The sequence below is a fragment of the Pedobacter frigidisoli genome, assembly GCF_004331675.1.
GTDB lineage: Bacteria > Bacteroidota > Bacteroidia > Sphingobacteriales > Sphingobacteriaceae > Pedobacter > Pedobacter frigidisoli.
Genome location: NZ_SJSN01000004.1, coordinates 20731 through 43694 on the forward strand (window position 1 = coordinate 20731; position 22964 = coordinate 43694).

At 41.9% G+C, this 22964-nt stretch carries 16 protein-coding genes; 7 read left to right on the forward strand and 9 right to left on the reverse strand.

What is annotated here, in order from left to right; genetic code table 11:
- Positions 1-491: 491 nt before the first annotated feature.
- Together EZ449_RS05815 and EZ449_RS05820 are read left to right on the forward strand one after the other, a co-directional pair.
- Positions 492-3509, forward strand: coding sequence for an ATP-binding protein (locus EZ449_RS05815; protein ID WP_131557036.1), 3018 nt, complete (start codon positions 492-494; stop codon positions 3507-3509).
- Between the two features lie 747 nt (positions 3510-4256).
- Complete coding sequence (locus EZ449_RS05820) at positions 4257-4769, forward strand: RNA polymerase sigma factor (protein ID WP_131557037.1); 513 nt, start codon at positions 4257-4259, stop codon at positions 4767-4769.
- Between the two features lie 358 nt (positions 4770-5127).
- On the opposite strand, the gene EZ449_RS05825 is transcribed toward EZ449_RS05820, so the two are convergent.
- The 6 genes from EZ449_RS05825 to EZ449_RS05850 form a co-directional block, all read right to left on the reverse strand.
- A complete protein-coding gene (locus EZ449_RS05825) occupies positions 5128-7593 on the reverse strand; it encodes a TonB-dependent receptor domain-containing protein (RefSeq protein WP_131557038.1) in 2466 nt (821 codons plus the stop codon).
- 111 nt (positions 7594-7704) lie between these two features.
- Positions 7705-8532, reverse strand: coding sequence for an AraC family transcriptional regulator (locus tag EZ449_RS05830; RefSeq protein WP_131557039.1), 828 nt, complete (start codon positions 8530-8532; stop codon positions 7705-7707).
- A 664-nt stretch (positions 8533-9196) separates the two neighbouring features.
- Positions 9197-11719 carry a beta-L-arabinofuranosidase domain-containing protein gene (locus tag EZ449_RS05835; RefSeq protein ID WP_131557040.1) on the reverse strand — a complete coding sequence of 841 codons (2523 nt, stop codon included), beginning with the start codon at positions 11717-11719 and terminating at the stop codon, positions 9197-9199.
- A 76-nt stretch (positions 11720-11795) separates the two neighbouring features.
- Complete coding sequence (locus tag EZ449_RS05840) at positions 11796-12479, reverse strand: porin family protein (protein ID WP_131557041.1); 684 nt, start codon at positions 12477-12479, stop codon at positions 11796-11798.
- Positions 12480-12540: 61 nt separating this feature from the next.
- Complete coding sequence (locus EZ449_RS05845) at positions 12541-13110, reverse strand: Crp/Fnr family transcriptional regulator (protein ID WP_165499708.1); 570 nt, start codon at positions 13108-13110, stop codon at positions 12541-12543.
- 64 nt (positions 13111-13174) lie between these two features.
- Positions 13175-13939, reverse strand: a complete 765-nt coding sequence (locus EZ449_RS05850) for a helix-turn-helix transcriptional regulator (protein ID WP_165499709.1) — start codon at positions 13937-13939, stop codon at positions 13175-13177.
- A 104-nt stretch (positions 13940-14043) separates the two neighbouring features.
- On the opposite strand from EZ449_RS05850, the gene EZ449_RS05855 reads away from it, so the two are divergent.
- Complete coding sequence (locus EZ449_RS05855; RefSeq protein WP_131557044.1) at positions 14044-14691, forward strand: DUF1349 domain-containing protein; 648 nt, start codon at positions 14044-14046, stop codon at positions 14689-14691.
- Positions 14692-14820: 129 nt separating this feature from the next.
- A complete protein-coding gene (locus EZ449_RS05860) occupies positions 14821-17100 on the forward strand; it encodes a GH92 family glycosyl hydrolase (protein WP_131557045.1) in 2280 nt (759 codons plus the stop codon).
- Between the two features lie 323 nt (positions 17101-17423).
- Here the strand turns inward: EZ449_RS05860 and EZ449_RS05865 are convergent, their stop codons facing one another.
- From EZ449_RS05865 to EZ449_RS05875, 3 genes are all read right to left on the reverse strand, one after another.
- Positions 17424-18227, reverse strand: a complete 804-nt coding sequence (locus EZ449_RS05865; protein ID WP_131557046.1) for an MBL fold metallo-hydrolase — start codon at positions 18225-18227, stop codon at positions 17424-17426.
- Positions 18228-18400: 173 nt separating this feature from the next.
- Positions 18401-18937 carry an NAD(P)-dependent oxidoreductase gene (locus EZ449_RS05870; protein ID WP_225872242.1) on the reverse strand — a complete coding sequence of 179 codons (537 nt, stop codon included), beginning with the start codon at positions 18935-18937 and terminating at the stop codon, positions 18401-18403.
- Between the two features lie 67 nt (positions 18938-19004).
- On the reverse strand, positions 19005-19409 hold the full coding sequence (locus EZ449_RS05875; RefSeq protein ID WP_131557047.1) for an Rrf2 family transcriptional regulator: 405 nt from the start codon (positions 19407-19409) through the stop codon (positions 19005-19007).
- Positions 19410-19884: 475 nt separating this feature from the next.
- Between EZ449_RS05875 and EZ449_RS05880 the strand changes: the two genes are divergently transcribed.
- The 3 genes from EZ449_RS05880 (at position 19885) to EZ449_RS05890 (ending at position 22686) form a co-directional block, all read left to right on the forward strand.
- A complete protein-coding gene (locus EZ449_RS05880; protein WP_131557048.1) occupies positions 19885-20385 on the forward strand; it encodes an AAA family ATPase in 501 nt (166 codons plus the stop codon).
- A 442-nt stretch (positions 20386-20827) separates the two neighbouring features.
- Positions 20828-21703: an SDR family NAD(P)-dependent oxidoreductase gene (locus EZ449_RS05885; protein ID WP_131557049.1), complete on the forward strand. Its 876-nt coding sequence runs from the start codon at positions 20828-20830 to the stop codon at positions 21701-21703.
- Between the two features lie 65 nt (positions 21704-21768).
- Positions 21769-22686, forward strand: coding sequence for a helix-turn-helix domain-containing protein (locus EZ449_RS05890; protein WP_131557050.1), 918 nt, complete (start codon positions 21769-21771; stop codon positions 22684-22686).
- Positions 22687-22964: the final 278 nt, after the last annotated feature.

Genomic DNA, 22964 nt, shown 5'->3' on the forward strand with positions numbered 1-22964 from the left:
CTTACTTATGGGATAGATAGTTTCAAACAGGGAAAACAGGTTACTGTATTTCTATAAGGCAGATATAGAATTCATTTTTTAGCTAACTTAAGAAATAGCTAGTTTCAATGCAAGTCTAAGAAACGCATTTGTTCATAAGTTGAATGTATAGCTGTATTCTCGTGACGAATGCCAGTACTTACGGGATAGAAATATTTAGGAACTAAAAGAGACCTGAGTTAACAGTTGAAGCAATTGCACCCTGATAACTGTTTAATTTTTCTCGATGATTCTCAACTCAAAATGGTTAAAAAATAAATCACTTCTTGGACTAGATCAATTCGCTGCATTTTGAAACACCCCAAATTTGTAGCGTAAACAAAAAGCAAATAATTAAACAAACTGGTATAAACCGATTAAGCAACTTGTCCATGAATATATATTCAACCAGGCAAGAAAAAATCTTGCATGGTATCGTTATTTTAAGACCATCTAAGTGCTATATTTGAGTTATGCACGAACATCTACCTTTTTTGCTGGGTGGCGGTCAGCTCGGAGAATTGATCCGAAACAAAGACTGGTCATCCACTACCCTGAATTCCCCCGAGGCCTGGCCTGAAAGCCTGAGGTCTGCAATCGCGATCTCTTTAAGTTCCGGGTTTCCGATAGCCATCTATTGGGGAGAGGACTTTACCCTGCTCTACAATGACGCCTGGAGTAGTATTCCAGGGCAAAAGCATCCCTGGGCGCTGGGCAAACCTGGAGCAGTGGTCTGGCCTGAAATCTGGGGAGGTTTAAAAGAAGAATTTGAGAGTGTGCTCTATCAGGGTAAGTCTTACCGCAGGCCGGATGCTCCACTATATATGCACCGTTATGGATATACTGAGGAATGTTATTTTGATTATACGCTATCTCCGGTTTTGGATGCGGGAGGTAAAGTGGGCGGCGTATTTAATGCAGTTATAGAAACCTCTTACCGTGTAATTAACGAGCGCCGGGCTGCGATAAGGAGTGAATTTCTTTCCCAGGGGCATGCAGCTACCAGCATCAACGCTGCGTACAATAATATTGAGGTACTATTGAAAACAGCCTTCCTGGATATCCCGTTTTACATTTATTATAGTAATGACCCTAAATCCATCGAAAATGAGGTTATCTTTAGCAGTTGCCTGAATGCAGGTCAGCTCTACGATATCTCGCAAATGACCGAAGGAATCATCGGGCAGCAGATTATCCACCTGACCGATCTTGATAACCATATGAGCGAACCCGCAACATGCCACTGGCCGGAACCGGTAACCGAAGCGCTAGTCATCCCGGTACTCAGCGCAGAAGGTGTTGTGAAAGGAAATCTGGTGTTGGCAGCTTCTGCGCGAAAGCGTATTGATGAGGATTATCGCCAGTTTCTCTTGGCTATTGCTGCAAACGCAGGAATGATTCTCAATAATGCAGCGGCTGCCGAGCTTGCGGTTGCTTACCAAAATGAACTCCTTTTAAATGCAGAGCTTCAGGAAGAGCAGCAGGCACTAACAGAAGAAGTCACCGCCGCCAACGAAGATCTTTCTGCATTGAACGAAGAACTTTATGCATCTAACGAGCAGCTGGGAGCGGCCAACAGAGAATTGGCCACGACTAATGAGGAGCTGAACGAGACACAAGCCCTTTTACAGGAAACCTTGAAGGGACTCGGGCAAAGCGAGCAACGTTTCCAAAACCTGATCAGGGAGGCATCTGTAGGGATCGTCCTCCTAACCGGGACGGAGCTCGTTGTCGAGGTCGTCAATGAAGCCTATGGTAAACTCATTGGGCGGAGTGCCCAGGAGTTGCTGAAAAGGCCGCTGTTTGAGATCATTCCCGAGGCGGAAGCAGATTTCAGGAAAATTATTGGTCCAGTACTTCAGAGCGGGGAACCGACCCACCTATATGAGCAGGCTTACTTGGTTTACAAAGACGGGCTACCCATCTCGGGTTTTCTTAACCTGATTTATCAGCCCTACCGGGAAACTGATGGAAAGGTTACAGGGGTGATGATTTTGTGCCAGGATGTTTCTGATCAGGTGGCAGCCAGGCTTCAGGCAGAAGCTACGGAACGCCGTTCTCAGTTCATGCTTAACGCTATTCCCCAACAGGTCTGGACCGCCGATCCCCAGGGACAGTTGAATTATGTCAATCAGGTCGTTTCAGATGATTTCGGCTATCCCGGGCCTGAAATAGTAGGGCAAGGGTGGCAGGCCTTTATCCATCCCGATGATCTGCCTTCATGTCTGCTAGCCTGGCATCAGGCATTGACGAGCGGTGAGGAATACCTGACCGAATTTCGGCTAAAATTTGCAAACGGGGCATATAACTGGCACCTGGCCAGGGCAATCCCGTTAATTGAAAATGGCGAGATCAGTTTATGGCTGGGCACCAACACCAATATTGAGCAGCAAAAAAGAACGGAGCAAAAAAAAGACGAATTTCTGTCCATTGCCAGTCATGAGCTTAAAACCCCGCTTACCGGGATAAAGGCCTTCACGCAGTTGATGCAGAGAAGTACCGACCCCGGCCGTACTGCATCCTATATCGAAAAATCGACCGATAATATCCACAGGCTTGAAAAACTGATCAATGACCTGCTTGATGTCACCAAGATCAATGCAGGAAAACTCAGCTACGACCTTAAGGCGTTCAATTTCTCCCAGATGCTGAAGGACAGTGTCGAAAGCGCCCAGTTGATCACCCACCACCGGATTAATCTGGAGCAAACTGAAGACCTGATCATCACCGGAGACCGTTTCAGACTGGAGCAGGTGATCAACAACTTTTTGAGCAATGCCATCAAGTATTCTCCTGACGGAATACAGGTTAACGTGAAAAGCCAGCTTTCAGGTGAAGCATTAATTGTTTCTGTTCAGGACTTTGGGATTGGCATCCAACAGGAACATATCCAGCGCCTGTTTGACCGCTATTATAGGATCGACAACAGTTCCACGCGGTTTGAGGGACTAGGACTTGGACTGTACATCTCTTCGGAAATTGTCAAAAGACATATGGGAACCTTCTGGATAGAAAGCGAGCTGGGTAAAGGTTCGACTTTTTATTTCCGCCTGCCGCTAACTGAGCCTCAGCCAGCCCCCCCGCTCACCGAAGAAAACCAGTTCTACCAAAATGAACACATCACCATTAAGCAGGATAATGACAACAAATGTTTGGAAGTAGATTGGACAGGCTTCCAGACCATCGATACAGTTAAAGAAGGAGGCTCGAAAATGATCCAGATGCTAAAAGCAAGCGGCTTCAAAAACGTTATGAATGACAATACCAACGTAATTGGCTCCTGGTCTGAAGCGTCCGACTGGGCGGGACAAGAGTGGTTCCCAATGATGGAAAAGGCCGGGCTAAAGTATTTTGCCTGGGTATATTCTCCCAGTGCCTTCAGCAGGCTCTCAGCAGAAAAAGCGGTGGACGTCAAGGTCGGAAATACAATAGTCCATTTTTTTACCGAAGCTGAAACCGCCCGGCAATGGTTAAGCAGCCTAGAGATGTAAGTTCATCATAGATGTCATAACAAAGGCTATACTGTAATTTTCACGCTATGCCCGGATTGTACAGTTAAAGCTTCTTAACTTGTTAAACGTAAGGATCGACCGCCGCTAAGCGTAGTTGTGAGTCTGCAATTGGAAATAAGGTGGACAAACCAATTTGCTTGACCCCCATTGTACCAATTTTTATTTATTTGAAAATGCATTGATAATCAGTTTATTGTGAGAGAATTGTTTTCGGCGATGAGGGTCAACTGACAATGGTTTATCCACGTAATCAAATTTCCCTCAACTTTTGATATGCAGGCAGGTACACCCCGTGTGCTCAACAAGGCAGAAACAATGTTGGTGTTCAAAAAATCATTCTGCATCAATCCAGAGCCCATATTCGATCATTAAAAGGTAATTATAATAGCCAAGATACACAAAAAAAGACATGCATGTATTGAGGAAACCATTAGATAGTTGTAAGATATAAGTGTAGTATAGATCGCCCTGTTAGATAAGGTTCAATACAGATATCATTAACTTAAATTTTTCTAATCGCCTCTGGAATTTCAACTTGAACAGCTGATGTGACCTGTGTAACAAGGAAGTTTTGTGAAATCCTCCTCGGTGCTGACCAAGTCGAGCATTTGAAGAACATTATGAATTTGATCGCATTCTTTCGGCGTACAAAAACAAAATCTCCGTCACTCTGTTAGATGAGGGTTCAACCCAATATAAATTTAATCGGCATCTTAATCTCATCAAATGAATGAACTGCAATTCAGTGCAATGATCAAAGAGCACTCTCCATCACTTCGTAGCCATGCGATTCGCTATACTAAAAATGAGGATGACGCGGATGATCTTGTGCAGGATACGATGATAAAAGCGATACGGTTCTACAAAAACTTTCAAGAGGGAACGAACATAAAGGGATGGCTGTTTGTGATTATGCGCAATACATTCATCAATGACCATAGAAAGAATACCAGAAAAAAAGCACTCATTACGCAGACCGATGAGATCAGTTCCCAGGACTTGGTAGTCAGTGCCTCTGACAATAAAGCGACAGGAACGTTCATTATGGGTGATATACAAAAAGCGCTGGCATCAATCCCATCGGTTTACTCCACGCCCTTTACCCGGTATTTCGAGGGTCATAAATATCAGGAAATAGCCGACGAATTTGGTATACCGATAGGAACAGTCAAAACCAGAATCCATATGGCACGGGAAATGCTTAAAAAATACTTAAAGAATTACCAGTCCGAACGGTAGAAAAAGTGATGTAAATTTTGAGAAATCTCAACTAAACATCCTTTGAACAGTTTTATAGATATCACCAAAAACCTCCTTTAAATACCCTAAAAGGCAATTTTTAACATTCAAAAACAATCAAAGAAACACACTTTAAAGCCACTTTTTCCCCTTTTTTTTCCGCTTTCTCAATTTTGAAAAAAATGCGTAAAAACCTCATTTTCAGCGGAAAACTCCCATTTTGATATATAAAAAATATTATTACGAAAAATGAGAAATATTTGGAAAAATAAAATTATGAAATTTTGAATTCTTACTTTAAGATATTTAAAGTGTGAACCTAAACAGTGATATGTCCTGTCTGTTAACGCCAAACCTGTTAAAACTCCTTATCTCCGAATTCGCTGGTAGGAAGTTTGGATTTACCGATAAGCTTATTCAGGTTAAAGCTGAAATTTAACATGAAAACATCGGTTTCATAAATATAGTTGGTAGTGGTATAAAAGTCTCTTCCAAATGTCGTTATCCCTTGCCTGTTTGATTGTTCCATACCGAGGTCAATATTCTGCCACTGAAGGGTTGCGGAGAGACGCCCGTCCATAAATGTTTTCTTAATAGAAGTATTGGGAACCAGAAACTTGGAATCCTCACCCTGAGCAGTTGGCCGTTTTGATAGATAATTCACATTTCCCTGTACACTCCAGGCTTTATTCAGTTTAAAGTTGGAATTTGCATTTACAGAGAATACCCAATTCGCGTTATCCACTACTGAATTACTGCCCAGCACGCTTAAATCCCCAGACACCTTATAATTATAAACGTTACCGCCCAGATATAGGCTCCACCACTTAACAGGCTGAAGGTTTGCGCCTAACTCAAGGCCAAATGAACGTGCCTTTTCTGCATTCGTAAATACCCTGTTCAAAATCGTATCTGCATAAACACTATTTACACGCTGTATAGGGTTTTTGATGTTCTGGTAATAAAGGGTTAAAAAAAAAGAGCCCTTTTTGAACGTTCTGGTCAGTCCGAGTTCTACAAGATCGATAAAAGATGGTTTTAGGTCAGGATCGCCCTGTTCCAAGGTTTCTGAGTGTTCTCTTTCGGGTATGGGGTTAAGCTCGAAATTATTGGTACGCTGGATCCTCTTGGAATATCCAGCCTTTAATTTAAGTCCATTGTTGACACTGTAAAGCAGGTTTAAAGAGGGGAAAAGGTTGGAAAGGTCCAGCTCGTGAGGTGCATGATCATAAGAAAGCTCCAACGTTCTGGTGGCGTATTCATAACGTAGTCCAGCAATGTATTCCAGTTTATCCAGTTTGCCCGAATACTGTGAATAAAGCGAATGAATCTGGTTCTTTGCTCTGGCGCTTCCCCTAAACCGGTTGGAATCTTGCTGTGAGGTTGCAGGGATAACAAAATAATCGAACTGTCCATCCTGGGTGTCATATCTGAACTGATAACCGCTCTCCAGTTTTCCTTTACCTACATTAATAGCGTAATCCAGCTTAAACCTATATCCATTGATCGGGTTCTTATAGGGATTAAAAACATACTGTATTGTGTCGGAGGTATTGGGATATCCAAGATTCCTGTTCCTGGTATTGCCATATAGATTTGCATTCTCATATAAAAGCGATGCTGTCAGCGAAGATTTATCTGTGAAAGTATGTGTATAATCCAGATTGCCAAGGGTGAATGTACCTTCTTTCGTCTGTAGATTAGAATTGTAATAGGTTGTTGAGCTGATCGGCAGCCCTGTTGAAAGATCTGAAGTGCTATTGGTGTAAACCAGGTCTGCCAGACGTGCCTGATGGCGTTTTCCCCTAAAAAAACCAACAGAAAAGGAGTTGTTTTTACCTAGGGAATAGATTGCGGATAATCTGCCTGCGTAATTATATTTATCAAAACTACGTTCACCGTTCGAGGGAAACCGTGTAATGGTATTATTGGTGAAATTTTTTGTGAACACATCTCCTTCACGGTAGCCTGCATTATCATTTCTAAGATAATTTCCACCTACAGAGATATCCCATTTATCCTTTTTGAAGTTCAGCGTAACATCTCCCCCAAAGCGCTTGGGCTTTTCCTTATTGTCATAGTCAGTTGAACTTGGAAGTCCAGCCTGGACATTTGCCGTCAATGTAAATCCGTCGTTGGCACCTTTCTTGGTTATGATATTGATAATACCGGACTTTCCATCAGGATCATATTTTGCAGAGGGAGAGGTAATCAGTTCTATATTCTCCAGACTATTTGCAGGTAACTGACTTAAAACAGTCTGCGCATCAGCAAGTACTGGCTTGCCATTTACCAGAACAAGAAATCCGGTCGATCCTCTAACGCTGATCTGCCCCTCTCCGTTAACAGAGACAGAAGGTAGGTTCTTTAACACGTCAACCGCGGTTCCACCTTTTGCGCTTTCAAATTGATCTGCGCGATAAGATTGTTTATCAATCTTATTGGAGGCATTGACCTTTCCACTGGTAATATTGACCTGACTTAACGATCCGCTGGTTGGTGTGAGGCTAACCGTGCCCAGATTAACCATTCTTGTATCACTGATTTTTACATCAATAAATCTGTTCTTATATCCGGTGTAAGCTACCTTCAGAATGTATTGGCCAACCTGAAGCTTGCTGAGCTCAAATGATCCGTTAGGCCTGGTCAATACACCCCCAACGACTATTGAATCTACCTTTTTTAAGAGAGCCATACTGGCATATTCGAGCGGTTGCTTGGTCTGCTGATCAATAAGAATGCCCTTAAGGGTAACGTTTTGAGCCTTGACGGTCTGGCTAAAAAAAACAAGCAAAAGAAGTACGATGGATCTGGAGAATTGCATGAAAGGTCTGCTAAAATGATTAATGATCTTCTATTATCAAATGGATATTAAGTACCGCAAAGAAGCAGGTAATATTCCATTTCTCACGGTACATTTGAAAATAGTATGGTATTAAACAAGACTCGCCCGATAATTTTGGGGCGTGTAACCTGTGAAACGCTTAAAATACTTTACAAAATGCGATGTATCATTGAAACTAAGTTCAAAGGTTATTTCCGCAACCGTGTTATCCGTGTAGATCAACAGGCGTTTAGCTTCATTGATAATAAATTCTGAGAGTACCACCGAAGCAGGGATGTTCATTTCCTTCTTACATGCCAGATTCAGGTTCTGCGGGGAGGTATTTAGTTTGCCGGCATAATGGGCAACACTATTTTTTAACTGTTTTTCCTGGCTCAAAATTTCTCGGAACTGATAGCACAGGCCATTGCCATCCTGTTTTCTGCCTGTGGACATTACTGCTCCCTCCGATTGGATCTTCCCCAACAATGCCTTTAATAATCCTTCGACAACTGTATTTGATGAATTACCCGCTACATCGATCTCAGCAACAAGCAATTGAAAGATCGTATTAACGGATGTAGCATTTTTTAACTGTAGAAAGGAATTCCTGCTCAACTGCAACAATAGTGTACTGATCTCTTTGTCAATACTCTGATCAATGAAGCCCTTTTTAATAATAGCGACGTAACCCTCCGGTTCTGAGCTAAGTTCCCAGTAATGCATCTGTTCTTTGCGTACAAAAAAAATACTGTTTGGAAAGATCTCAAAACCCTGCGAATCTATATAATGAAAACCGCTTCCACTGGAAAGATAGATAATTTCGAAATAGCTATTGTGCTTATGCGGTCCCGTGGCCCTTACCCCTTTTCTAAAAGGCGACACCTTCAGCATCTTATTCTCCTGGATTTTGTTTTTAACAATAATCGGCTTACTCATTCGCTAAATTTTGATTTCCGCACTAATTTGATCGAACGCATAAACTGCATGTGTCGACTTCTTATCATTGATTTCTTTTAACAAATATAACATCCTTTATGGCTCTTTCGATAATCCTGTCAAAGTGTAGATTCAATTGATAGTACAAATATACGTTCCAGGAATGTTCTTTTTGCTGCTGTTTCAGCTATAGACAAACAGTGAACGTTTTTTTCGTTAGAGAGATTTTATGAGAAGTATATTACCTGATATATACTCCCAATGCAAGTTCGGCACCATATATAAGAAAAAATTAAAACCTTGTAGATTTACAGTATATTGAAAGCCCAAATAACTATCGGGGCTTATTCATAACGTCATGGCCGTAAGCAAAATGAATCCATCGGAAGCTTTGGTTTAATACAAAATAATCATAGAGGATTTTTAAAAAACCGGAATTATACAGCGTGGTTTGGTGGTCACTTTGGCTTGGTTTTATTTTAAGTTTAATTTCCACTATGGCTATATAGCGGCCATATGTTAAAGCTCCTGAAAAAAATCAATCCTGATGTATAAGGTAGTTTTCTTCATAACAGGAAAATTTGTAAAGCCAAAGCGGCACATAGGACAGGGTCATGCTGAAGAGCCCGGCAATAAAATTGAATCAAGCGTGTATTATCCTGGGCTATAAGCTGGCAACCCTTATATTATCCACGGTGGTCAAAGCATTATAGGCTCTCAGGCCTATACTTCCCTCTTTGTATTCATCGTCTTGTGCCGTCAGTAATGCGGTCTGTGCATCGTTTATGAATATTTCGATCGTATCACCATCAGCCTTGATCTTTACCCTGTAAAACACCCCTAGATCAAGGGCATATTTAGCTGAGGCAATTACAATCCATTTGTTCTTGCTGGACTTGCCAAGTTCGATCAGGCCGGTTTTAGCATTCATTCCAAGATAATATCCTTTATAGGATTCTGAGCCTACAGCGGGATCACTTACCCGAAATAGCATTCCGGCATCACCTGCTGTATTTACAGATACATCCGCTGAGTAGGTAAAGTTTGAAAATTTGGTCGAGGTTGCAATGATCTTGGTTCCGTTGCCGGAGCGACCATCTTCATTTGCAGCGCTGTGAATAGCGTTATCTTTATAAAACCATGCACCTCCGTGCACTACAAGGCCACTGGCCGAGTTTCTGTCGAAAGACTGCTGATAGTTTTTGGCCACGAACTGAGGTTTTCCGATAATCGGAAAAATGCTTACCCGAAGATTGCCTGATCCATAGGGGACCAACGTAACTTCCTCGGTCGGTTGGCTGGAAGCAACAGGGCTCAAGGGCACGTCCAGCGCAGCGGTTTTGTAATAGTCCATTGTCCAGGCCGGTATCTGTCTAGCCTTAACTTTCAGCTCGATCGGCGTGGTTTCCTGTATAAAGGGATTGGCAGGCATTACGCGCTTGGTTACCGTTATTTCTTTACCAATGGGATTCTTTCCTAACAACAGGCCATAATTCCAGGGAGAAGCTGGCGTGATCTCTGTCTCTACAAATCCCTTAACAGCAAATTCCTTAATATTTTTTTCAAGCTGATCTATCTTAAGCGAATACAACAAGGGGCCGCGTTCAATACTCACGGCGTTGTTAACCTGTAGCGGCGCATTAAGGTGCATCGGAAAATCCAGCACGACCTTATCGCCATTGCTCCAAACACGGTCTATTGTGACTAACTTTCCTGCTGTAACGCCAGATATGATTTTCCCGTTTACCCTGACCTGGGGCCGGAGGCACCAGGATGGGATTCTGAGAACCAGTGGAAACGTTGCCGGATTGTCCAGGGATAAACTGAGGCGAATTTGCTCCTCAAAAGGGTAGTTGGTATCCTCTATGATCTTTATGGCAGTTTTGCCCGCTACGATGGCATTTACCTCCATGGGGCCATAAGTCATTGCTGCCAACCCACCTTCCGGGGTTGCAGCCCAGCTATTCTTAACAAAGTATGGCCAACCCATGTGCATGTTATACCGGCAACATGGAAATCCTGAATACGGACTGGGAACGATTCCATTATGATAATCCTGGTTAAAGCCATGTGGGCCCGAAACACTCTGCACCTGATTGGGCAAGGTATAATAGGTATGGTTTTTCATGTCCTTGCTAAACTGTGCCGGAAGTGCATTAAAGGCAACCATCTCGAGCCGGTCTCCTATTTCTGCATCATGGATAATTCTGGAAGCCGTTTCCAGACTCTGCATCCACTCGACAACGGTACAGGTTTCCACGCCCTGTACCGAACTTTTTCCCGAAAGCCGTTCAGTTCCAGAAGCGATCCCGATCGGTTGACCATGATCTCGCAACAGGTTATCTATACCATTTTTCAAAGCAGTCCTATATTTATCCGATGGATCTACCTGAGAATAGATGGCTGGAAATTTCAGTGCCTGTGCAACATTGACCGTATGTTTTGGCTGGTAGTCGTTACCGAAATAATCAAATTGGTTGTTGTTGAAGATATCTGCCCAAGGGTAAGTCTGAGCCTTTAATTTATTCGCCAGGTCAAGCAGGAATTCTTCTCCGGTCTTATTGTAAACCCATAGTGCAATCTCTATATTATCCCCTGCCCTGGACTTTCCCCATTCCCTAAGCGGATCGGTATCCAGATTGGCGAGTTCATATTTCAGGTATCTTGATAAAAAAGGTATTACCCTGGTGTCATTCGTTGCTTCGTAGTAGCTTTGCAGGGCATACATAAAAGGCATTCGCGGCCACCAGTCCTTCATCTTTTGGGGTCCGAACAGCCCGCTTTCCTGCTGATGGCTCAATGTATAATCGATCCATTTCCGGGCTTTTTTCTTTAATTCCGGATCATCCAGCGTATAGGCCAGAGCTACTAGTCCTTTCACATAGTAGGGTGCCTTTTCCCAGCTGTTGCCGCTACCTCCCAGCCAGTCGGCATCTTTACCGAGTTCATCCTTTCCCGGATATAGTTCCTCGGCATGACCGGTAAAGCCCTCTTTTTGCAATTCCAACTGTTTTAACAGCCAGCCCTTGGCCTTAATACTGCCCAAGGGGAGCTGTACATACACATCCTGTTTTAACGGCAATCTGTTAAAGCTATAAACTGGAAGTTTGGGACTCTGCCCAAAGGACAACTGGAATGACAGCATAGCTAAAAGTAGTGCCGGCACTAATCTGATATCTGGTTTCATGGTATTCCAAAGGTAAAATTTTCCCCGGATTTTGAAAAGTAAATCGTTTTAGAATTATTTAAAACCCATTATAGGATCATTTCATATTGCTTTTATTTTTAACTGAAAAAGAGTAACCGATACTGATGTTTACCACCAGCGGTGTAAATCCGATCCCAGGATCCAGGCTTTGATGAGATTCCATAGTATTTGTGTGCTTGTTGAAGTAGCTAAATTCATCATCTTTAAGAGTGGATGTTATAGTCGGCCAAAATCTAACACTTGGGGAAATGAGCAGACCACTTAGAAAATTGGCCTTGTGTTTAAATGGGCTGTAAGCACCGTATAAACCAAGCCCCAGGCTAAAGGTATTGTAGGAAGTAATCTTGTTAGCGGCGTTTTGCGGTTCGCCATCATAGTACAGTTCAAATTTGTGCCATTTTGGTTCAACCCGGAGGTTAAGCCATTCCCTAATCCTGTATCCTATTCCCAAGCCGGTAGTCCATGGTATATGGACCGCTAAGTGTTGCCTCCTCAAGTCCGCTGTTGCTGATGTGCCGGCAAAGTCGAGTGAGACTCCATGCGAATAATCAAAAATCAAACGGTCGTGGATATAATTACCCTCTATATTGAATCCCTTTGCCAACAATGGCTGGGTAAGGCCAAACAGCACATTTACCTTCTTTTCTGATTTCCAGTCCTGTGCGGAAGCACATAGGCCATAAACTGTTAAAATGATTGTCAATGCCGTTCTGGCCACTTGTAATCGAATCTGTGTCATATAAAATAGATTTGTTTGACGCAAATTTAACCGGAGACCAGCGGAGTTTCGTTCACATTTGTTAAGATCGAAAGGTTACCGTTTTTCTGAGTCTGCTCAAGGATTGGGGCTTGATTCCCAGGTATGCCGCAATATAATACTGTGGGATCCGCCTATTAAGCTCGGGTTTCTCGGATACAAATTTGTGATAACGTTCCCCTGCATCCAGCATCGCAAGATCCGCAGCATGCCGGGAAGAACTGACAAATGCAAGCTGGGTGTAATAATCCTTCAGTTTTATAAATTTCGGATGGACTCTGCAGATCTGCTCAAAGTCAGACGCAGAAAGCATGGTTATCATGGTATCTTCAAGCGCCCTAATACCCAGGTCCGAATCGGTTCTGTTCGTAAAACTGTCAAGATAGCTTGCCCATTCGCCCTCGATGGCAAAATCAGTGGGAATTTCAGTTCCATTGTGCATACGGTAATACATGAGCAGGCCCGACTGCACATACCCCAGATACCGGCAAATCTGCCCTTCCCTCAAGAAATGATCTCCCTTAACAATCAGCTGAGTGGTCAGTAGACCGGTAAAAAATTCTATTTCCTCTTCGGAAAAATGATCAATGGCCTTTATTTTTTCTATCAGCATTTTATACATTTTGCAGGGAATAACTTTCTGGGTACCGATTCAAAGATAGTAAGAACTTTGCGTCTCATTTTAGCAGACCGGAAACTTCGGCAATTCGACAAGCCTCTATTGCATTCTTCGCATCCAACTTCTGAAAAATATTCTGCCGGTGCCTGTTTACGGTATTGATGCTGATGTTCATTTTTTGGGAGATTTCTTTACTCTTTAGGCCATAGCCGATTAATTGCAGCAGTTCTTTCTCTCTACCCGATAAGACATCCCGGAATTTTTCCCTGTTGAGATCGATCACTATTCCGGTTTGGCTGTTCAGGATCAGCGCATCAGGGCTTCTGAGATCCGGATGGTCAATGATGCCGTGGTACAAACAGAGCGCCAGGCGTATACTTCCCTGTACGGTACTGCTGATATACATCAACCGGTGTTTCAACAGTACGGTTTTTCCATCAGGCCTAACAAACCGAAGCCGAGTCACTGCTTCGTAAGATGTACGTTCCTGTGGCGATACCGCATTGAGCAATCGAAAGAACTGCAGTTCCAGCCTCATCTTTTTTTCCATGTCATCCGGATGGATGTGCTGCAGCAGATCATCTTCCCAGATAGAATTAAGTTCCAGATCAGTTTGTTGTAAGCCCAGCTGACCCGCTATACCACCGTAGTAGATATAGCTCTTTCGTTTCTTCAGATCACTTAGCACACTGATACAGTTTTCCAAACGGGCATATACCTGAGCGATTGTCTTGCCTTCGTCCAGTTCCAGCTCCTTATTTTCAGGTTCGTTAAACTTCTGGTTGAATAACTTGAGGTTAAGTAGATTGCGGGTATCTGCCATATTTATTTTTAAGTGGTTAAATATAACCATTGGCGTGGAATTATATACTTGTTAATTTGCGAACTAAAAAAAGGGCATTGTACCCCAGTAAAAAATTAACACAAATGAGAAAGATCCTTAGAACAATCCTCCTAATATTAATTGTCGGCAATACGCATGCACAGAGCCTGGAAAAAATGCAATGGTTCAACGAACCCGAAAAATGGGAAATAAAAAACAAAAGCCTTATTATGCAGGTAACGCCCAAGAGTGATTACTGGCGAATTTCCCATTATGGCTTTACCGTTGATGATGCACCATTCTATTATTCCACCTATGGCGGGGAATTTGAGGCAAAGGTAAAATTGACGGGCGCTTATAAAGCCAGGTTTGACCAGATGGGACTGATGATCCGCACCGATCACAAAAATTATATCAAAACGGGCGTGGAGTATGTGGATGGCAAATTCAATGTCAGTACAGTTGTTACCCATGAGAAAAGTGATTGGAGCGTAACCACACTTGATAAAACGCCTTCATTTATCTGGATAAAAATTGTCCGTAGACTAGATGCGGTTGAAATATTTTATTCCCTGGATGATAAAACATATATTATGACACGTAACGCACCCTTACAGGACAATGCACCTGTCCTCGTTGGGCTTATGGCGGCATCACCGGATGGAGAGGGCTTTGAGGCTAGATTTGAAAATTTCTCCGTTAAGCACCTACCCGATCAGCGCCGTCTGGAATGGCTTCAAAATCATAAATAAAGAACAAAGAATGCCTATAGGCAAGGTTGCTATTTCAAGCTTATTGTTATTTGCTAGATTTGCTCAGCTAGGGCTTAACTGCTTCCTTTGCACATTTGCTAACAACATTATCATCAATTACAGCACATTATGAAAAAATTATTCCTGATCTGTATATACTGTTTATTAAGTACAACATGCCTCTGGTCCCAAACGAGTTATGTTGATTATGTAAATACCCTCATGGGCACTGATTCCAAACATCTGTTATCCAATGGCAACACTTACCCTGCTGTCGCAATGCCCTGGGGGATGAATTTCTGGATGCCCCAGACCGGCAAGATGGGCGACGGATGGGCCTATACCTACAGTGCCGATAGAATAAGAGGATTCAAACAGACACACCAGCCAAGTCCCTGGATAAATGATTATGGACAGTTCTCCGTCTTGCCCATTACCGGGAAACCGGAATTTGATGAGGAGAAAAGGTCTAGCTGGTTAAGCCATAAAACAGAGGTGGCCAAGCCTTATTTTTATAAGGTGTATCTTTCCGATTATAATGTCTATACCGAAATTACTTCTACCGATAGAGCAGCAATGTTCCAGTTTACCTTTGGGGAAGAGAAAAATGCCTTTATTGTAGTAGATGCCTTTGACAAGGGATCCTATGTTAGGGTTGTTCCAGGTGAAAACAAGATCATCGGTTACACGACCAAAAATAGCGGCGGGGTGCCTGAAAACTTTAAAAACTACTTTGTTATCGTCTTTGATAAACCATTTACATACACCGCAGCTGTAGATAATAAAGTTATCAAAACGGATCAGCTGGAATCAAAGTCAAATCACTCCGGCGCAATAATCGGTTTCTCTACAAAAAAGGGCGAACAGGTACATGCGAGAATAGCCTCTTCTTTTATCAGTGCAGACCAAGCGGAGATCAATCTAAAAGAACTAAAGCCAACATTTGAGGAAAACAAGTTGGCGGCCAAAAAGATATGGAATGAAACCCTGGGAAGAATCGAGGTTCAGGATGATGATCTGGATAACCTGAGAACATTTTATTCCTGCCAGTACCGGACCTTACTCTTTCCACGTAAATTTTACGAGGTGAATGCGCAAGGCAAGATTGTGCATTACAGTCCTTTCAACGGCAAGGTACTTCCAGGTTATCTGTTTACAGACATGGGATTTTGGGATACATTCCGGGCACTTATCCCCTACGTAAATCTCATCTATCCGGAAATGGGCGAAAAGATACAGGCGGGACTTTTGAATTCTTATAGGGAAAGCGGTTTTTTCCCTGAGTGGGCAAGTCCTGGCCACCGCGAAAGCATGGTAGGTAATGCATCTGCGTCTGTGGTGAATGATGCTTTTATGAAAGGGCTCATTAAAACAGATGCGCTCGAAATGTATGAGGGAATGCTGCATGGGGCAAATAATGTGCATCCAACCGTACCCTCCTCCGGAAGACTTGGCTTGGAATATTATAACAGGTTAGGTTATGTACCCTATAACGTAAAAATCAGGGATAACGCGTCACGAACCTTGGAGTATGCCTATGATGACTGGTGCATCTATCAGATGGGGAAAAAGTTAAACCGTCCCGCTTCCGAAATTGAAATATACCGAAACCGTAGCCTGAACTATAAAAAAACATTTAATACAAAGTTCAATATGATGAGCGGAAGGAATGAGGATGGATCATTCCCTGCAAATTTTAAACCCATCAGCTGGTGGGATGCCTTTACAGAGGGAAATAGCTGGCACTATACCTGGTCTGTCTTCCACGATGTGAACGGACTGATCGGTCTGATGGGAGGGCAAAAAACATTCGTGAGTATGCTGGATTCTGTATTCGTCCTTCCTCCTACTTTCGGAAGTGCGGAGAAACCTGGAGATTTAGTTCATGAAATGAGAGAAATGCAGGCTGTCGGCATGGGTCAATACGCCCATGGCAATCAGCCCATACAGCACATGATTTACTTATATGATTATGCTGGTGCGCCATGGAAAACCCAATATTGGGTTCGTGAAGCGATGGACCGTTTATATCATGCTACACCTGACGGCTATTGCGGCGACGAGGACAATGGACAGACATCAGCGTGGTATGTATTTTCCGCACTCGGCTTTTATTCTGTTTGCCCCGGGGCAAATCAGTATGTTATAGGCTCTCCATTGTTTAAATCAGTGAAGATTAAATTTGCTAACGGCAAGCAGATGGAATTAAAAGCGAGCAACAACAATAAGGAGAGCAGGTATATCAATTCAATATCCCTTAATGGACAAAATTATAACAAGAATTTTTTTACCCATCAGGACTTACTAAAAGGAGGGGTCATAAGCTTCAAAATGTCGCAAAAACCTAATAAAGAGCGTGGAATAGGTGCGGAAAGCTACCCGTATTCATTATCAACCGAAAAAAATTAATCGAATAATTATTATCCCAAGCATATTAGAAGTAGGCGGATAAGCACCCGCCTATTTCTAAATTTTTTCCGGTTCGAAAGTTTTTCTCGCTATTCAAGGGAAGCAGCCTACTGCCATCGCCCCGATTTACATTATCGATACGCTATTAAATTATTCTTCTACTTCACAAAGCTGATGTCCAGCAGGATTTCAAGGCAGTATGAATAGCGGGCCTCTCAATATATGGATGATCTGATTGTATTATTAAAAAACATTTATTAATATGCTGGATTCCATATTGTTCCTCAACATACATTTGATTGGCAAAAAAAAATGTGGTTGCTCTATATTAAATCAACCCACAGGACCGGATCAATCACAATTGCTTGAATATTAAAGCCTGTAAGTTTTTCGGTTAAACGCATTGTAGGATTAGGTGTCTCCGTGTACATCGGTGGTTTATGCAAAGCCTGGTAATGAATCGGCACAACCGCTTTGGCATTGAGTAGGTTAGCGGCGACTGCCGCCTGTTCCGGAGTCATAACTGCTGCAAGAGAACTTGGTGGCTGCAGGAACGGAAATTCTACAATCGGACCGTTAATTGGCAGGAACGCTATGTCAAATGGCCCGTATTTGTTTGCGATCCGCCACCAATAACCATGAAACATCGTGTCTCCCGCATGAATGATCCGGCGATTACCAAATTCTACAATCCAACTGATCTGCCGATCGCCAAATCCGTCAACCGCTGGTGCCGAAAATAACCGAAACGGTCCAACACTGCGTTCTTCCCATTCGCCAACAATCTCCGTTGCGAGTTTATATTTTTCAAATTCTTTTTCTGCATGCAGCGTCAACTCCAGATCCGCCTGAACGCCTACTGCTTTTGCTGGCCTGTACACCGGCGAGCCATCACGGATAGCCTCGGCCATCGCTCCAGGATCCGCATGGTCTGCATGAAGATGTGTTAACAAGGCGCCCACTGCTGAGCGGGGCTGGGAAGATGGCGGAAACGGTTGATCCGGGCCCCTGAGTGGTTTTAGGGGTGAGGTGTCAAGAATGTAGTCGATCAGAAGCGTTTGATTGTTGTATTGTAATTCTACTCCTGCCCAGCCTAATCGCCTGAATCTTATTATGTCCTTTTTCATATTTTATAACTTGATACTGTTTACGCCATTTGTTGATAAAGCGCTTTAGTGAACATTTTTTGTTGCATTAATAGGCGACTGTAAAACGCTGACGGCTATGGTGAGAATTTTCAATTTCATCAACAACTGCTAAGGCAATATCTTCAACTGAAATAATACTTCTTCCGTTAGTATCAAATACCGGAGTGTCTGTACCGGTAACTGCCTTTTCGGATTCCGGAGGTGCCGGGGTGCATTTCAATTGCAGGGCTTAAGAAGACCCAATCCAATTCTGTCTTGCTCTTTAAGTAATTTAAATAGTCACGTGCCGCCATCGCACCGTCCTTATATTCTGCAGGAAATTCAGGTGAATCTACCAACTGCTTCCCGTCAATAAATAAACTGCCCGCCCCACCGATCACCATGAAACGTTTGACCCCAGAACGTTTTACACCTTCCTGTATCGCTTTTGAGCCGATGAGAAAGTCTTTGTAAATACCTGGATTTCCCCAACCAGCATTAAAAGCACTGATCACAGCGTCGCTGTCCTTGACTAAGGTAGTGAGTACCCCGATATCTGTAGCGTCTGCCTTAACAATGTTTAAACCATTTTTCGATGCCAAATTTTCGACATTACGGACAATAGCCGTTACTTGATGTCCTTTTTGCAGTAATTCATTTAAAACTGCTTTTCCTACGAAGCCAGACGCTCCAATTAGTGCTACTTTCATGTTTGAAATATTTAATTATATATGTTTTACTGTAAGAACATCTATTACAGTACGGGTTAAAAAAAATTTAATCGAATCTCTTACAAAAATCAGCCAGTGTGATCGAACTCAATTCTTTGATCAACGCATGGTCTGCCCGATTATATAGTTTGGTCAGGTGTTGATTGATCTGTTTACCCACTTTGCAATCAGGATTAGGTTTATTCAGTTTGCCAAGAAGGAGAGCCTCGTTAACCGCCCGATAAACATCCGAAAGCAGCACGTTATCTGCTGGTTTTGCCAGTAAGGATCCACCGCCATTTCCTTCCTTGGTTTCTATTAAGCCATGCAGGCGAAGCACCCCCAATGATTTTCGAACCATCGCGGGATTTATGTTTATACTACCAGCAATATATGCAGATGATAAATTCTCATTGAAAATAGCCAGTAATGTTAATATATGAAGGGCGGTAGCAAATTCTATGTTGTTCAACTGTATTGATTTTAGTTACAGTACAAAACTAAGGATTAATACCAGAGATGCAAATTTATTTTATAAATAATGTGAAGCAGTTCTAAAATAGTCTATCGGAGTCTCCAAGTGGAAAGCGATTATGTTGAACGCCAGGAGTAAAACTCAAAAGTCTATATTTCAAAGCAATTAAGCTAAATGGAAAAATATATAACAGAATCAATCCGCACGAGACGATTTGTTAAGGCGCAGCGTGAAAGACTTTAAATATTGGTAACTCCGAACAAAATGCATGGCATAAAGCGTGAAAGCATTGCCTATTCGTTGTTTAACTGAAAGATCATATCAGGTTACGTCAATTATGTATCTGATGATACAAAAACGGCGGACGGGAACAGCTAATGTCTAGCCAACATTAATAAACGCCAAATTTTTAGGAATTAAGATTCCTTTAATGATACAATAAGACCCAACTTCGCCTGCAAAAATTGAAGTTATGATACATCTAATATTTGGCACTCAAGGTGCTGGAAAGTCTACATATGCGATAAAACTTGCAAATAAAGTTAATGGGGTCCATCTATCAATTGATGACTGGATGCAAGACTTATTTAGCCAAGATTTGCCCACTCCCAAGAATATTGGATGGATAATGGCAAGAGTAAAAAGATGTGAAAAAAAAATTTGGTCGACGGCTTTACAGATTGTCCAATCTGGTGGAAGTGTAATCTTGGATCTTGGTTTTATGAAAATTGAAAATCGAAGTTTATACATCGCGTTAGCGAAAGAAAATGGGATTCAAATAGAATTGCATTTCATCACCGCTGAATTATCTACCCGTTATAATCGGGTTATGCAAAGAAATTTAGATAAAGATAAAACTTATTCTTTTCAGGTCACCCCTACCATGTTTCATTATATGGAGAATGAATTTGAAACACCAAGTGAGGACGAATTGAAAGCCATTGTCATTGTCAATACAGATGATCCCAATTAGCTATGAGGCAATCTGCTATGACTCAATTTTTATAACTTCAAACAATATTGCTTATAATTGGAAAGAAAAGAGTCTGGCAACAAAAATGCAGATAGCGTTCCATTTTCTGTTGAACCTTCATATCGAAAAAAAAGTTAAAAATATGATTCCTTAATCATATGAACCTCAGTAAGCAACTGTTTGAGAGTGGCCAACTGCCGCGACTGGCGGATGTAGAAGATGATTCCAACAGGGCAGATTTTTTTTTTGCGATCAATCTTTCTTCATTTGTAAATGGACAACATTTACTTGTCAACGGAGGAGCTACAAATTAAATATAATTAAATTCTCTGATCAGGTAGAACATGGACTATTCATTTTGGATACAAATGTCCTGAATTTGGTTAGAAATCGGGCTTGTCTAGTGGCGATATTTGGTTTAACAAAAAAAAAGAAATATCAAATGGAAAATCAAATATCAGAAATCAATAAAGAGAACATTGCTAAGGGAAGAAACAAAGTGTGGTTTATAACCGGGGCATCTCGTGGTTTCGGCAGAATTTGGGCAAATGCTGCCCTTAAACGAGGTGATCTTGTAGCAGCGACAGCACGCAATTTATCAAGTATAAAAGACCTCCAGCAAAAATATGGGGAGAATGTGTTGATCCTTGAACTTGACGTTACCAATCCAAATCAAGCCAAACAAGCAGTGGAACAAGCTTTCGAACACTTTGGAAGACTTGATATTGTGTTGAACAACGCAGGATATTCTTTGGTAGGCACCATCGAAGAAACCCCAGTAGAGGATGTAAAAGCAATGTATGAAACAAATGTATATGGCCCGCTTGCCGTAATCCAGGCCGCATTACCAATATTGCGAAATCAGGGATACGGGCACATTTTGGGAACATCAAGCAATCTTGGTCTTGTAGCAATGCCCGTGATTGGCTACTACTGCTCCTCAAAATGGGCGTTCGAAGCAATCCACGAAAGTCTTTCAAAGGAAATCAAACCTTTCGGCATAAATTTGACCATTATTGAACCTGGAGCTTATGCCACAGAATTCGGAACCCCTGAGTCGCTTAAATTTGCATCCGGAATGGACATCTACTCAGACTTTAAGGCCCAGTTATTTGACAGCCTTAAAAATGATCAAAGAGGAGATCCTGAAGCCACTCCTCAAGCACTTTTCCAGATGGTCGACGCTGACAACCCGCCGCTAAGGTTTAACCTTGGCAGCAATAATCTACCAGCCGTGAAAGCAGTATATGCTGCACGGATTGCCGAATTGGAAGAATGGAATGATGTTTCGAGTTCAGCGCAAGGGGAAATGAAATAATTTGTTATATTAGAATAATGGCTGGCTGAAATAAAGTGCTGGCCATTATTCACTAATGCAAACACATGAGGAAACACGAGAACAGTGCACTGAATTTTGAATCATTATCTGATTTGCACCGTGCGCTCGGATTACCAAAACCCTTGCATCCGCTGATCAGTCTCCTTAACAGCGATGCCCAGTTTAAAATTGCCGAATATATGCCTAAATCTCACGTACTTAAATATTTCAAAATATCATTTAAATCAGAATTAGGTGGAAAATTGAAATATGGACAGGGCCATTACGATTTTGATGATGGCGGATTGATGTTTGCTGCGCCCAACCAGGTTATAGGGAGTAGCTCAGAAACGATTGATAAATCATTATATACATTACTAATTCATCCTGATTTCTTCTTGGGTTTTCCGCTGGCACAAAAAATAACTCAGTACGGCTTTTTTTCCTATTCAGCAAATGAGGCGCTGCATCTTTCAGCACTTGAAAAGACCACTATTCTTTCCGTCTTCAAAATTATAGAGGAGGAACTGAATAGCCGCATTGATGACTTTAGCCAGGAGGTTATTATTTCACAAATAGAACTGCTACTGAATTATAGCAACCGATTTTACAAGCGACAATTTATTACCCGTAGAGGAACCAACAACGGTATAATACAAAAACTCGAGTCAATTTTAAATGAACATTTTAGTGATGAGAAAATATTAGGTAAGCATATTCCAACTGTCCAAGCGTTGGCAGAAAGAATGAATGTTTCAGCAAGTTATTTGAGTGATATGCTTCGATCTCTGACCGGACAAAACACTCAACAGCACATTCATTATAGAATGATAGAAAAAGCAAAGGAAAAACTCTCGACCACGAATTTGTCAGTTAGTGAAGTTGCTTATCTACTAGGATTTGAATACCCTCAGTCATTTAGCAAATTTTTCAAAGCAAAAACCGCTCTTTCGCCTCAAGAATTTAGGCGGACTTTCAACTAACACCAAATTGCGTGAAAATCTATAATTCATGTTTTACGGTAAACAAATTTACTGTCTGGAGTTAATGTCCTTGCTCCACAGGCCTTTACCCTCAGGTTAAAACAGTTAGCAGGCATAAAAGTTATTTAAATGAAACTGATAAACCTCCGATGGAATATCGGAAATCATATGATTGATAAGTCATGGGAAATTGTTTTGCCAACCTTATCATTTCTGATTCTTAATTTATCACATTGGAATTGAACTTTTCAATAAAGTGTATTTGGACTTTTGAATAA